General features: G+C 62.2%; 11 protein-coding genes. 9 read left to right on the forward strand and 2 right to left on the reverse strand.

The annotated features are described in order from the left end of the window. The first annotated feature begins 11 nt into the window (after positions 1–11). The 5 genes from AC0969_RS03345 (at position 12) to AC0969_RS03365 (ending at position 5,620) form a co-directional block, all read left to right on the forward strand. The gene (locus AC0969_RS03345) at positions 12–1,277 is read left to right on the forward strand and encodes an aromatic ring-hydroxylating oxygenase subunit alpha (protein ID WP_479622704.1); all 1,266 of its coding nucleotides are present in this window, start codon (positions 12–14) and stop codon (positions 1,275–1,277) included. A 2-nt stretch (positions 1,278–1,279) separates the two neighbouring features. Next, positions 1,280–2,389, forward strand: a complete 1,110-nt coding sequence (locus tag AC0969_RS03350) for an FAD-binding oxidoreductase (RefSeq protein WP_479622705.1) — start codon at positions 1,280–1,282, stop codon at positions 2,387–2,389. Positions 2,390–2,614: 225 nt separating this feature from the next. Next, positions 2,615–3,664 carry a quaternary amine ABC transporter ATP-binding protein gene (locus AC0969_RS03355; RefSeq protein WP_479622706.1) on the forward strand — a complete coding sequence of 350 codons (1,050 nt, stop codon included), beginning with the start codon at positions 2,615–2,617 and terminating at the stop codon, positions 3,662–3,664. Continuing rightward, positions 3,657–4,529, forward strand: a complete 873-nt coding sequence (locus AC0969_RS03360) for an ABC transporter permease (protein ID WP_479622707.1) — start codon at positions 3,657–3,659, stop codon at positions 4,527–4,529. The genes AC0969_RS03355 and AC0969_RS03360 overlap by 8 nt, the downstream gene beginning before the upstream one ends. 122 nt (positions 4,530–4,651) lie before the next feature. Beyond that, the gene (locus AC0969_RS03365; RefSeq protein ID WP_479622831.1) at positions 4,652–5,620 is read left to right on the forward strand and encodes a GlxA family transcriptional regulator; all 969 of its coding nucleotides are present in this window, start codon (positions 4,652–4,654) and stop codon (positions 5,618–5,620) included. An 82-nt stretch (positions 5,621–5,702) separates the two neighbouring features. Here AC0969_RS03365 and AC0969_RS03370 read toward each other — a convergent pair whose 3' ends face one another. Together AC0969_RS03370 and AC0969_RS03375 are read right to left on the reverse strand one after the other, a co-directional pair. Beyond that, positions 5,703–7,895 (reverse strand): protein kinase domain-containing protein, encoded by a 2,193-nt coding sequence (locus tag AC0969_RS03370; RefSeq protein WP_479622708.1) that lies wholly within the window; start codon positions 7,893–7,895, stop codon positions 5,703–5,705. Positions 7,896–7,899: 4 nt separating this feature from the next. Continuing rightward, positions 7,900–8,772, reverse strand: coding sequence for a Tll0287-like domain-containing protein (locus AC0969_RS03375; protein WP_479622709.1), 873 nt, complete (start codon positions 8,770–8,772; stop codon positions 7,900–7,902). A 172-nt stretch (positions 8,773–8,944) separates the two neighbouring features. On the opposite strand from AC0969_RS03375, the gene AC0969_RS03380 reads away from it, so the two are divergent. From AC0969_RS03380 to betA, 4 genes are all read left to right on the forward strand, one after another. After that, a complete protein-coding gene (locus AC0969_RS03380) occupies positions 8,945–9,892 on the forward strand; it encodes a choline ABC transporter substrate-binding protein (protein ID WP_479622710.1) in 948 nt (315 codons plus the stop codon). Positions 9,893–9,960: 68 nt separating this feature from the next. Further along, the gene (gene purU, locus AC0969_RS03385; RefSeq protein ID WP_479622711.1) at positions 9,961–10,821 is read left to right on the forward strand and encodes a formyltetrahydrofolate deformylase; all 861 of its coding nucleotides are present in this window, start codon (positions 9,961–9,963) and stop codon (positions 10,819–10,821) included. 19 nt (positions 10,822–10,840) lie between these two features. Further along, positions 10,841–12,301: a betaine-aldehyde dehydrogenase gene (gene betB / locus AC0969_RS03390; RefSeq protein ID WP_479622712.1), complete on the forward strand. Its 1,461-nt coding sequence runs from the start codon at positions 10,841–10,843 to the stop codon at positions 12,299–12,301. An 11-nt stretch (positions 12,302–12,312) separates the two neighbouring features. Next, positions 12,313–13,983 (forward strand): choline dehydrogenase, encoded by a 1,671-nt coding sequence (gene betA / locus AC0969_RS03395; protein WP_479622713.1) that lies wholly within the window; start codon positions 12,313–12,315, stop codon positions 13,981–13,983. Positions 13,984–13,988 lie beyond the last annotated feature (5 nt).

The following is a 13,988-nucleotide window of genomic DNA, read 5'->3' on the forward strand; positions in this document are numbered from 1 at the left end:
GAGACATTCCCATGACCACCACGCACGCCACCCTATCTGCGCAAACCCTGCTGACCCGCGAACTGCTGGCCCGCCGCCGCCCCGGCTACAGCCTGGAGGCCCCGTTTTATCTGAGCGACACCATTTTGCAGGCCGATATGGAGCACATCTTCGGCAAGCACTGGATCTTTGTTGCCGTTGAGCCGCAAGTACCCGAGGCCGGTGACTACATCACCGTGGACTTTGGCAAAAACTCCATCCTGATCGTGCGCGATGACGACATGCAGATCCAGGCCTTCCACAACGTCTGCCGCCACCGGGGCTCCCGCCTGTGCGCCAACCAGCAGGGCGTGGTGGGCAACATCGTCTGCCCCTACCACCAGTGGACCTACGACCTGACCGGCAAACTGCTCCACGCCAAACACATGGGCGAAGACTTCGACCCCAGCGGCCACAGTCTCAAACCCGTGCACATCCGCAACCTGGCCGGGCTGCTGTTCATCTGCCTGGCCGAGCACCCGCCCGAAGACTTCGCGCAAATGGCCGCCGAGATGACCCCCTATATCGCCCCGCACCAGCTCAGCCAGTGCAAGGTGGCGGCGCAGGTGGACATCATCGAAGACTGCAACTGGAAGCTGACGATGGAGAACAACCGCGAGTGCTACCACTGCGTGGGCAACCATCCCGAATTGACCATCTCGCTCTATGAGTACGGCTTTGGTTACCAGCCCGACGAGCACAACAAGGCCGACCTGCAACGCTTCCAGGACATCATGGCCGCCAACCATGAGCGCTGGGAAGGCATGGGCCTGCCTTCGGCCGAGATCGACACGCTGGACGACCGTGTCACCGGCTTCCGTACCCAGCGCCTGCCGATCGACCGCTCAGGCCAGTCGCAGACCATGAACGCTGAAGTCGCATCCAAGAAATTGCTAGCAGACTTCGTAGATCCGGCGCTCGGTGGCCTGTCTTTCTGGACCCAACCCAATTCCTGGCACCACTTCATGAGCGACCACATCGTCAGCTTCACCGTGCTGCCGATCTCGGCCACCAAAACCCTGGTGCGCACCACCTGGTGCGTGCACAAAGACGCGGTCGAAGGCGTGGACTACACCAAGGAAAACCTCACTGCCGTGTGGAACGCCACCAACGACCAAGACCGCCGTTTGGTCGAAGAATCACAAATCGGCATTGCCACCGGAGCCTACGAGCCCGGCCCCTACTCGCCCTTCACCGAAGGCCTGGTGGAGAAGTTTTGCAACTGGTACGTGAACCGCCTGAGCACTTTGACTAGCTGACTATGTCCATCCCTTTCTACGCCCCAGACTTTGCCGCCCCGGTGTCCCCGCCCTGGAACTCCGACCAGGATGAAACCCTGCGCTGCGTGCACATCCGCCAGGAGACGGCGGATGTCAAAACCTTTGTGCTGGCGGCCAGTGCAGGCCCGCGCAACTTCCGCTACCTGCCAGGCCAGTTCATCACGCTGGAGCTGGAGATTGGCGGCGCACGCATCAACCGCTGCTACACCCTGTCCAGCACGCCCACCCGGCCCGATGTCGTCAGCATCACCGTCAAGCGCGTGCCCGGCGGCATCGTGTCCAACTGGCTGCACGATAATGTGCGCGTCGGCATGGAACTGGGCGCGATGGGGCCATCGGGCGCATTCAGCTGCTTCACCGCACCGGCCAAAAGCTACCTATTTATGTCGGGCGGCAGCGGCGTGACCCCGCTGATGGCGATGGCCCGCGCCCTGTTTGATTTGGGCAGCGACGCCGACGTGGTGTTTGTGCACTGCGCCCGCAGCCCCGCCGACGTGCTGTTTTCCGAAGAGCTGGCCCTGATGGCGCGCAATATGCCGCACTTTCGCATCGCCCTGGTCTGCGAAAATCACACGCCGGGCAGCCCCTATGCTGGCCACCTGGGTCGGCTAGATGCCGCCCGGCTGGCCCACATTGCACCCGACTTCCTACAGCGCGATGTCTACACCTGCGGCCCAGCCCCGTTCATGGCGGCGGTGCGCAGCCTGCTGTGCACGGCCGGTTTTGACATGCCGCGCTACCGCGAAGAAAGCTTTTCATTTGCCGCACTGGAGGCCGATACCGCCCTCCATCCAGATTATCCAGAAGCAACAAAAGAAAATACAGAAACAATATACAAAATTGATCTGCAAAAAATAGGATCATCATTTAATTGCCGGTCTGACCAAACTATTTTGCAAGCCTCGGCAGCAGCGGGCGTGCGCCTTCCTTCGTCATGCAGCGGCGGTGCATGTGGCACCTGTAAATCCAAAAAAATATCCGGCACAGTAGAAATGAAACATGCGGGTGGTATCCGCCAACGCGAAATCGACCAAGGCTGGTTTTTGCCCTGTTGCAGCAAGCCCACCAGTGACATTGTGATAGACCGCTAAAAAAATCTGCCCCACTCCATCCGCCCAACACCGTTTTTTGGCGGTTTTTTACATTTTGTAATTTATAAAAAAACCTATATTGGTGCAAGCGCACCATTCGCACCGCATTCTTATGGATTAACCCTATGTTTTAATTTAATTTCTCACAGAAAATAGTGGCACGCTGCTTGCTAATAATAAATACCGCAGCGTGTTATTGCCACCCCATAATCCCGGAGACCCGCGATGTCCAAGCCCAAGATCAGCGTCAAAAATTTATACAAAATATTTGGCAACAATATCGCCCCCGCCCAAAAGATGCTGGCAGAGGGGCGCAGCAAAGACGAGGTTTTTGCCACCACCGGCCATGTCGTGGGGGTCAACAAAGTCAGCTTTGACGTGGCAGCGGGAGAAATTTACGTGCTCATGGGCTTGTCGGGCTCGGGCAAGTCCACGCTGATCCGGCTCATCAACCGGCTGGTCGAGCCGTCTTCGGGCTCCATCAATATCGACGGTGAAGACATCGCCCGGCTGCCCCAGCCCGCGCTGGTGAAGTGGCGGCGCAAGCGGGTGGCAATGGTGTTCCAGTCGTTCGCCCTGATGCCACACCGCAACGTACTGGATAACGCCGCCTTCGGACTCGAAATGGCCGGAACAGACCGCAAAACCCGCGAAGCCCGCGCCCTGGAGGTGCTCGGCCAAGTGGGCCTGCAAACCTACGCCGCCAAATTCCCCTCGCAGCTCTCGGGCGGCATGCAGCAGCGGGTGGGCCTGGCCCGCGCCTTGGCGGTAGACCCCGACATCCTGCTCATGGACGAAGCCTTCTCGGCGCTCGACCCGCTCAAGCGCGTGGAAATGCAGGGCCTGATGCTGGAGCTGCAAAAAAAGCAGCAACGCACCGTGCTGTTTGTGTCGCACGACCTCGAAGAAGCCCTGCGCATCGGCACCCGCATCGCCATCATGGAAGGCGGCAACCTGGTGCAAGAAGGCACCGCGCACCAAATCATCACCCAGCCCGCCAACGACTACGTGCGCCGCTTCTTTGAAGGCGTGGACACCTCGCGCTACCTCACTGCCGCCGACCTGCTCGACCCCGGCCTAAACGGCCACTCCTACACCGGCGGGCCGCGCCTGCCCTGGTCCACCACCCTGCCCGACGCCATGAAAATCGTGCTCGGCGGCGACCAACCCGTGGGCGTGTTCGATTCCACAAACCAGTTGCTGGGCTGCATTTCTGCGCGCAGCCTGCTCGTCAAAATGTCCCACAAAATGTCCAATGAGGCCCGCCATGTCTGATCTGCTGACCCAAGTCACCGATGCCACGCACAACATGCTGCCACTGGGCAAATGGGTGAATGCGGGCGTCAAAAGCCTGCTCGACAGCAGCGCCACCGTGTTCGACTCCATCGGCGTGGTGGTGGAGGGCTTTGCCCAGTCGATTGAGCAAGCCATGCTGGCCATCCCCTTCTGGCTGGTGATTCTGGTGGCCACGGTGGTGGGCTGGCGCCGCCTGGGCTGGAAGTTTGGCGTGTTTGTTGCTTTGGCCTTGATGCTGATTGTGGTGACCGGCTTCTGGCCGCAAACCATGGTGACGCTGGCGCTCACGCTGTCGGCCACCATCATCAGCCTGGTTTTCGGCATCCCCCTGGGCATCTGGTGTGCCCGCAACAACCACATAAACGCCACGGTACGCCCGATCCTCGACTTCATGCAGACCATGCCCGCCTTTGTGTACCTGATTCCGGCCGCCATGCTGTTTGGCCTGGGCCGCGTGCCCGGCACCATTGCCACCGTGATCTTTGCCATGCCGCCCGTGGTGCGCCTGACCAGCTTAGGCATCCGCCAGGTCAGCGCCGAGCAGGTCGAAGCGGGCAACGCCTTTGGCTGCACCGCCACGCAACTGCTGTTCAAAGTGCAGCTACCCATCGCCCTGCCCACCATCATGGCCGGGGTCAACCAGACCATCATGATGGCGCTGTCGATGGTCATCATCGCCTCAATGGTGGGCGCGGGTGGGCTGGGCAACGACGTGCTGGCCAGCATCCAGCGGCTGGACATCGGCCTCGGGTTTGAGAGTGGGTTGGCAGTGGTGCTGCTGGCTATCATCCTGGATCGCCTGACGGAAAGCTTCGGCGTGGCCCGAAAAACCAGAGAAAGCTAAGGACCCCTACCGTGCCCCGCATCTCTCCAGAATCCGCCCCGGCTGCCGCATTCGGCGCCAATGACGCCAGTGGCAAGGCCCGCACGATCCACGTCGGCTTCATCCTGCTGCCTGAGTATTCGATGATCGCCTTTGCCAACGCGGTGGAAACCCTGCGCATGGCCAACTACATCAGCCGCCAGACCCTGTACCGCTGGAGCGTGGTCAGCCCCGAACAGCATGCCGCCGTGGCCAGCAACGGCCTGGCGGTCAGCGCACTGGGCAGCCTGGCCGGGCTGGCCGATTGCGACATGGTGTTTGTCTGCGGCGGGGTCAACGTGCGCCAGGCCACCAACGATGCGGTGCGCCAGCTGCTGCGCCAATGTGCCGCGTCGGGTGCCACTATGGGATCGCTCTGCACCGGAGCCTACGCCCTGGCCAGCGCCGGCCTGCTGGACGGCCACCGCTGCGCCATCCACTGGGAAAACCTGGCCGCCATCAGCGAAGAATTCCCCAAGGTGCAGTTCTCCACCGAAGTCTTCATCGTCGACCGCGAGCGCATCACCTGCTCCGGCGGCACCAGCCCGCTGCACCTGATGCTGCACCTGATGCGCGAGCGCTTTGGCGCCAAGCTGGTGATGGATGTGTCCGAGCAGTTCATCGTCGAGCGCCTGCGTGCCAGCAAGGACCGCCAGCGCATCCCCCAGCCCGAATGCATCGGCCCTGGCTACCAGCACCTCACCGAAGCCGCCGAAATCATGGCCGCCAATATCGAAGAACCCCTGCCCCTGGCCGAGCTGGCCAGTGCCATCCACCTGTCGCTGCGCCAGCTGGAGCGCCTGTTCCACCGCTACTTCAGCATGAACCCGGCGCAGTACTACATGAACCTGCGCCTGCGCCGCGCCCAGGAGCTGCTCACCCACAGCAGTATGCCCATCATGCAGGTCACCGTGGCCTGCGGCTTCCAGTCGTCGTCACACTTCTGCAAGGCCTACCGCAGCCTGTTCGGCCAGTCTCCCAGTGAAGAGCGCCGCAGCCATGCAGCCGCCACCACCAAACCACGCCCAAGCGCCTGGCAAGAGCGCCCTGGACCGGTGATGCGGGTGGCTTGACGGAATGCGAAGGACGCTATATTTTTAATAGCTTCTAGCGCAGGTTAGATATGCGCCAGATGCCAATTTCACCCACAAAATCCTAATACGACCGCTTCGGCAATGCGCGCTTCAGAGCCTGGATGAATAGCTCCCGCTGTTCGGGCCGGTCAATCGTTTGGGCGATGGTGGCGATGAAGTCTTTGAAGGTGGTGCAGTGACCGGCTTTTTTGCGGATCAGTACTTTGGCGATCGGGCCGATGAACTTGCTCAGCGCCAGCTCTATGGTGGCCAGCTCGTCCGCGCTGATCTCGAAGGGGGGTGCCGCCGAACGCAGCTGCGACACGGATTGGCTGGTGCCCGGGAAGCTGTGGCTGCCAAGGCTATTCGGCCGGCCCGTCACGGGCTGGCTGGGCGCTTGGCTCACGGGCTGACTGCGGAGCATGCCCGGTGCCGTCGTGAGCGACTGGAATCCGCTGGGCGTGGTTTTGCTGGCGAAGTGCGCATGGCTCGCAGCTTGGTTGCCGGCCAAAAACGATTCGCGCGTGCGCGACTCCTGGATGGCCGGGGCCAGGGTTTCCCGCAGATGGGCAATGCCTTGCGCCAAAGGCAGCGCTTTGCGCACCAGCACCTGCGCCAGCGGGCCGATGTGGCGGGAGAGTTCGGCTTCAATCTCCAGCACCTTCTCGGGGGCCAGTAGCGTGGCGGTCTGCATGCGCACCGTGGTGGTGTAGCCCGTGCCGACTGTCGGCCCCATTTTCAGGGTGCTCTCAGAGCCCAGCAGGATGGATTCCACCGCATAGACCTCGTGCAGGCGGCCATGCTTGTCTTCGTGCTGGCCAAGGTAGCGAAACAGCTCGTCCGTGCGGTCGGTAATGCGCGAGATGACATCAAAGTACGAGCGCGACACCAGCAGTTGATTGGCCTGGGCGAAGTCCATGACGCGCTTGGCCACGTTGATGCCATCGCCCACCACGTTCACCCGCTCGTTGATGTCCGAGATGATGCGCACCGGCCCCATGTGCAGCCCCATCCGCACCGCCACCTGGCTGCCATAGCGTTGCCCCAGCAGGTCGCGCAGCAGCATGGCCGATTGCAGGGCTTCCTCGGGGTCGCCTAAAAAGCAGATCGCCGCGCCGTCGCCCGTGTCAATGGCGATACGGGTTTCTTCGGCAATGCCATGCAGGGCCTTGACGATGAGTTCGTTGAACACTCTTTTCAGCGCCACCTGGCCATCGACCGAGCGGATCGAGTAGCCCACCAGGTCCAGGAACAGGATGGTGCACAGCAGGTTACGCCGCTGGTCGGCGGGGATGCGGGCCGCAGCCGTACGGTTGATGAGGCCGCTCTCTGAGGCCAGATGGAAGTCCGGCATGGCCGCAATGTCGGGTTTTGCGGCTTCCACAATCGCCGCCCGGAACAAGGCGACCGTTTGCGGACGGCGGCTCTCATCGGGCAGCATCGCCCAGTCGATGGCCTGTAGCAGTTTGACCCCAAAAACCCCGGCATCGCCAATGCTGGAGGCGGGCAGCATGGTGTCTTGCGTAACACGCGCGGCCGACTCGGTGGGCTTCTCGCCGGTGGTCATCCAGTACATCACCGCGCCGAGAGAATAGATGTCGGTCCAGGCCCCTTGCTTGCCCTGGGAGTGGTACTGCTCAAACGGCGCAAAACCCGGGCTGATGATGTTGGTCATAGCGCTGTCGCTGCTGACGCGGCGGGCTGCGCCAAAGTCGAGCAGCACCGGCGTGCCATCGGCGCGCACATAGATGTTGTCTGGCTTGATGTCGCGGTGCAGGAAGCCAGTGGCGTGCACGGCATCCAGTCCATCGAGCAGCGGATGGATGATGGACAGCAAGGCATCCCGGCCCAGGGGCGCTTGGTTGGGCACCCAGCGTTTCAGGCGCTGGCCCACTTCGTATTCCATGACGATGTAGGCGCTGTCGTTGTGCCGAAAATAGCGCAGCACACGCACGATATTGGGGTGCCGAAACGAGGCCAGAGCCCGGGCTTCATCCAGAAATCGCTGCAAACCCCAGTCGTACTTGGCCTGCGCACCCTGCTGGCCGTCGCGTACCGCTACGGCGTGGTCATCACCGCGTGCCACCAGGCCGTTGGGGAAATATTCCTTGATCGCTACCGTCAGGTTCAGGTTGTCGTCCTTGGCCAAATAGGTAATGCCAAAGCCGCCACTGCCCAGCACGCTTTGGATCTGGTATTCCAACATGCGGTAGCCCGCAGGCAGACTGGCCGTATCGACCGTGGCTTTTTTGGGCGCTGCGCCAGGATCCGACATGGGTTTACTCGTCAATCATCTGCATGGCTTTTTCCAGACTGCGGCGCATGCGGTTGAAGGAACTGCCCAGCACGGCGACTTCGTCACCGCCTTTTTCGCTGAACTCGGGCTGGTTGAAGTCCCCGGTGGAAATGCCGTCGGCCGCCATCGACATGCGGCGGATCGGCCGCACGATGAGCCAGCTGAGCATGATGTTGAGCACAATGAAAACCACCACAAACACCCCGGCCAGCGAGGCCATGAAGGCGGTAAAGGCCCGGTCCGCGTGGGCCAGCGGCACCTCCATCGGCACCGACACCACCTGGGCACCAACGATTTCGTTGTGCTTCCAGCCAAAGCCATTGGCCGTACCGTAGATTTTGAGCATGGTGGGCGGCGCAGCAGCGGCCACGCTATGGCATTGCAGGCAGGCCGCATTGGTGATCTGGATGGGCTTGGCAATGTACAGGCTGCGCCCGGTGAGTGACGGCCGCTCGCCCACCACTTCGCGTATGCCCTCGTGCTGGCGGAATTGGTTCACCACATCGGCCTCCCAGTCGGCCGTGCGGTCGCGGGGGTTGGTGGGGTTGAGCACTGCCTCTTTGTAGCTGTACTCGGGGTAGTTCTTTTGCAGCTGGTTCAGGGTCTCGGTGGCCGCATAGGCGGGCACGGTTTGCGGCAAAAACACCTCTTCCAGCTGCTTGAGCAGATGCGGCTGCACCTGGGTGATGGTGTAGTTACGCACCGCACCGGCGGTTTCCATCATCAGGCGGGCGTTACGCACCACTTCATCCCGGGCGTTGTCTTGCAAAAGCTGGCGCGACACCGCTCCGGCGGCAAAAAATCCCGCCAGAAACACCAACGCCAACACCAGATTGAATTTAAATCGCAGGCCCATTTTTTGTATCTTTTATTAACAACTCATTCTATCGGCACACACTACCGGCCCGTGTGCATGCCGCCGCCCCAGAACAACTCCGCGTCGTTCTTAGCCAAGTTGTGCCCCGTCAACCTGTGAAAGTGCAGGGGTGTCGTCGTGCTGTACCCACTCTCTTTTCAAGGAACCGGACATGAAATCGAAACTTGCTTTACTCACCGCCTCTGCTGCTGCCGCTGCCACCCTGTGCGCCCCGTTGGCCTGGGCGGCCGATCCCGCCAGCTGCAAGGCCGTGCGCTTTGCCGATGTGGGCTGGAGCGATATTGCCGCCACCACCGGCCTGGCCTCGGTGGTGCTGGACGGTTTGGGCTACAAACCCACGGTGACCATCGCCTCGGTGCCGATCGCGTTTGCGGGCATCAAATCCAAGCAGATTGATGCCTTTTTAGGCTACTGGAACCCCAGCATGACCCCGATCATCGAGCCCTTCGTCAAGGCCGGGCAGATCAAGGTGCTGGAGACCCCCAACCTGGTGGGTGCCAAGTACACCCTGGCCGTACCGGCGTATCTGTATGACAAGGGCCTGAAAACCTTTGCCGACATCGCCAAATTCAAGGCCGAGCTGGACGGCAAGATCTACGGCATCGAACCCGGCAACGACGGCAATGCCCTCATCAAAGGCATGATCGACAAGAACGAGTACGGCCTGAAAGACTTCAAAATGGTCGAGTCCAGCGAAGCAGGCATGCTGGCAGAAGTGCAGCGTGCAGGCCGCGCCAGCAAGGGCATCGTCTTTCTGGGCTGGGAGCCGCACCCCATGAACGTGCAAATGAAGATGAAATACCTGGAAGGCGGCGACGCGGTGTTCGGCCCCAACCTGGGTGAAGCCAAGGTGTTCACCGCCCTGCCCCCCAGCTATGAAGCCCGCTGCCCCAACGTGGCCACGCTGCTGAAAAACCTGCAATTCACCACCACTATGGAAAACACGGTGATGATCGGCATCATGGACAAGGTCAAGCCCAACGATGCCGCCCGCGCCTACCTCAGGAAGAACCCCGGCGCGCTGGACGGCTGGCTCAAAGGGGTGACGACCTTGGACGGCAAAGACGGTTTGGCCGCCGTCACCGCCAAACTGAAATAAGCCCTCGCCCCAACCCTCTCCCGCCTGCGAGAGAGGGCGCAAGACAAAACCCCCACTTCACCCCGTCCATGACTACCGCCCAAGCCACCCACTACTGCCTGAACCTCGCCTGCGGCAGCGACCAGGGGCAGGTTGCTGCCGTGTCGGCCCTGCTCAACGCACACGGGGCCTACATCGAACAGTTTTCGGTATTTGACGACCACAGCACCGAGCGCTTTTACGTGCGCAGCGTGTTCAGCCTGACCAGCTCGGTACAGGCCTTGCACAGCGCGTTTTCCGAGCTGGCGGTGGGCTTTCCGCAGGCGCAGTGGCAGGTGCACGACTTGGCCATGCCCACCCGCGTGCTCATCATGGTGTCCAAGTTCGACCACTGCCTGCGCGAGCTTATCGCCCAGTGGCGGCGCGGCGAACTGAAGATGGACATCGTCGCCATCGTCTCCAACCACCCCGACCTGGCCCCCATTGCCGCTGCCGAAGGCATCCCCTTTCACCACCTGCCCATCACCGCCGACACCAAGCCCGCCCAAGAAGCCAAGCTCAAGCAGCTGATCCTGGACACCGATACTGAATACGTGGTGCTGGCCCGCTACATGCAAGTGCTGAGCGAGGAGCTATGCCACGAGCTGCATGGCCGCGTCATCAACATCCACCACTCCTTTCTGCCCGGCTTTAAGGGCGGCAAGCCGTACCAGCAAGCCTTTGACCGGGGCGTGAAACTCATTGGGGCCACGGCCCACTTTGCCACCACCGACCTGGACGAAGGCCCCATCATTGAGCAGTCTGTAGAGCGCGTAGACCACGCCGACACCCCCCAGCATCTGTCGCAAGCTGGGCGGCTGGTAGAGAGCCTGGTTTTATCCCGTGCGCTGCGTTTTGTTTTAGAACGCCGAGTCTTCATCAACGGCATGAAGACCGTCGTCTTGCGCTGATATTTTTCTGAGATTTTTTATGACCGATGCCTTGATCCCCAGCTTCGTCAATGGCCTGCCCGTGCACGGCAGCGGCGAGCGCTTTGACACTAATAACCCCGCCACGGGAGCCGTGATTGCCGGGGTGCACGACAGCGATGAAGCAGATGTCAACGCCGCTGTGGCAGCCGCAGAGGCTGGCTTTGCCATCTGGTCGGCCATGACCGGCACCGAGCGTGGCCGCATCCTGCACCGCGCCGCACAGTTGCTGCGCGAGCGCAACGACGCACTCGCCGCCCTCGAGGTGCAAGACACCGGCAAACCCTGGCAGGAAGCCTGCGTGGTGGACGTGGCCAGCGGGGCCGACTGCATCGAATACTTTGCCGGAGCCGCCGCCACCCTGGCCGGTGCGCAGTACCCCCTCAAGAACGCCTTCGCCTACACCCGCCGCGAGCCGCTGGGCGTGTGCGTGGGCATTGGCGCGTGGAACTACCCCCTCCAGATTGCCTGCTGGAAGTCTGCGCCCGCGCTGGCTGCGGGCAACGCGATGATTTTTAAGCCGTCCGAACTCACGCCCATGACGGCCGTAAAGCTAGCCGAGATTTACCTCGAAGCGGGCGTGCCCCCAGGAGTCTTCAACGTGCTGCAAGGCCGGGGCACCACTGGCGCGCTGCTGGCGGCCCACCCGGGTGTGGCCAAGGTGTCGGTGACGGGCTCCATCCCCACCGGCAAACGCGTAATGGCCAGCGCCGCCGCTACTTTGAAGCGGGTGACCATGGAGCTGGGCGGCAAGTCGCCGTTGATCGTGTTTGACGATGCCGACTTCGAGCAGGCCGTAAGCGCCGCGATGATGGCCAATTTCTACACCCAGGGCGAAATCTGCACCAACGGCACACGGGTGTTTGTGCAGCGCGGCATTGCCGACAAGTTTTTAGCCCGCCTGAAAGAACGCACCCTGCTGCTGCGCGTGGGCGACCCGACCGATCCGGAAACCGAAGTCGGTGCCCTCATCTCCGCCGCCCACCGCGACAAGGTGCTGGGCTACGTGGCCCAGGGCGTGACAGGTGGCGCCACGCTGGTCTGTGGCGGCACGGCAGTCAGCGTGCCAGGCTGTGAAAACGGCAACTTCGTCGCCCCCACCATCTTTGCCGACTGCAGCGACGGCATGGCCATCGTGACGGACGAAATCTTCGGCCCGGTGATGGCGCTGCTGGTATTTGACGACGAGGCCGAAGTGGTGCAGCGCGCCAACGCCACCCGCTTTGGCCTAGCTGCCGGCGTGTTCACCCGCGACGGGGCACGCGGCCACCGCGTGGCGGCACGCTTGAAGGCGGGCATTTGCTGGATCAACAACTACAACATTACGCCGATCGAAATTCCCTTTGGCGGCGCGGGCGAATCCGGCATTGGCCATGAAAACAGCATGGTCGCGCTGGAGCACTACACCCAGCTGAAAACCGTGTACGTGGAACTGGGCGAAGTCGCCTGCGGCTACCGCTGAGATTGCGCCCCATGACCACCGAAAATTTCGACTACATCATCGTCGGCGCAGGCTCCGCAGGCTGCGTGCTGGCGAATCGCCTGACCGAAGACCCGGACGTGAAAGTGCTGCTGCTGGAGGCCGGGCCGGGCGACCGCAGCATCTTCATCCACATGCCGTCGGCCTTTGCCTACCCGCTGGCGAACGACAAGTTCAACTGGTTCTACCACTCCGAGCCCGAACCCTTCATGGACAACCGCCCCATGTACTGCCCGCGCGGCCGGGTGCTGGGAGGGTCGTCATCCATCAACGGCATGGTCTACATCCGGGGCCACGCGCTCGATTACGACAGCTGGGCTTCAAACAAAGGGCTGGAAAACTGGTCCTACGCCGACTGCCTGCCCTACTTTCGCAAGACTGAGACCCGTGCCAAGGGCGGCGATGCCTACCGGGGCGACAGCGGCCCACTGAATGTATCCACCGGAGCCTGCATCAACCCGCTGTACAACGCCTTCATCGAAGCCGGTCAACAGGCCGGTTACACGCGCACCGAAGACATGAACGGCTACCGCCAGGAGGGTCTGGGCCCGATGGACATGACCGTCCACAAAGGCCGCCGCTGGAGCACCGCGATGGCCTACCTGCGCCCAGCAATGAAACGCCCCAACCTGCAAGTACGTACCCGCGCATTGGTGGCCAAGGTGGCGTTCGCACCCGACACCAGTCCGCCCCGCGCCGTGGGCGTGGAGGTGGTCAACGGCCACCGCACCGACCTGATCCGCGCCAGCCGCGAAGTGATTCTGTGCGGCGGTGCCATCAACTCGCCACAGTTGCTGATGCTGTCGGGCGTGGGCAACCCGGACGATCTGCGCAAACTGGGCATCCCCATCGTCGCTGCGCTACGCGGCGTGGGGGCGAACCTGCAAGACCATCTGGAAACCTATGTGCAGTACCAGTGCAAGGAACCCATCACCCTGTACAGCGCCATGCACCCCGTGGCCAAGGTGAAGATCGGCGCGGAATGGATGTTGAAGGGCACGGGCCTGGGGGCCACCAACCACTTCGAGTCGGGTGGCTTCATCCGCAGCGCAGCGGGCGTGAAGCACCCGGATTTGCAGTACCACTTTTTGCCGATGGCCATCCAGTACGACGGCAGCGCCCCGGCGAGCTTCCACGGCTTTCAGGCGCATGTGGGGCCGATGCGCCCGACCAGCCGGGGGGCGGTCACGCTCAAAACCGCCAGCCCCAAAGACGCGCCGCGCATCCTGTTCAACTACATGGCGACCGAGCAAGACCGCAAGGAAATGCGTGCGGGCATCCGCCTGACGCGCGAGATCTTCAGCCAGCCCGCGTTCGACAAATTCCGGGGCGATGCCGTGTCCCCCACCGACCGGGTACAGACCGATTCCGAGATTGATGCCCACATCCGCGAGCATGGCGAAAGCGCCCTGCACCCGTCCTGCACCTGCCGCATGGGCACGGACGACATGGCCGTCACCGACGGCGCGGGCCGCGTGCATGGCATTGCTAACCTGCGGGTGGTGGACGCGTCCCTGATGCCCGACGTGGTCAGCGGCAACCTGAACGCCCCCACCATCATGCTGGCCGAGAAGATGGCCGATGTGATCCGGGGCAAGCAAGCCCTGCCGCGTTCCGACGCGCCTTTCTTTGTGCACCCCGACTACCAAACCGCACAGCGCTGAACCAT

This window comes from Rhodoferax sp. LB1P47 (assembly GCF_056521445.1).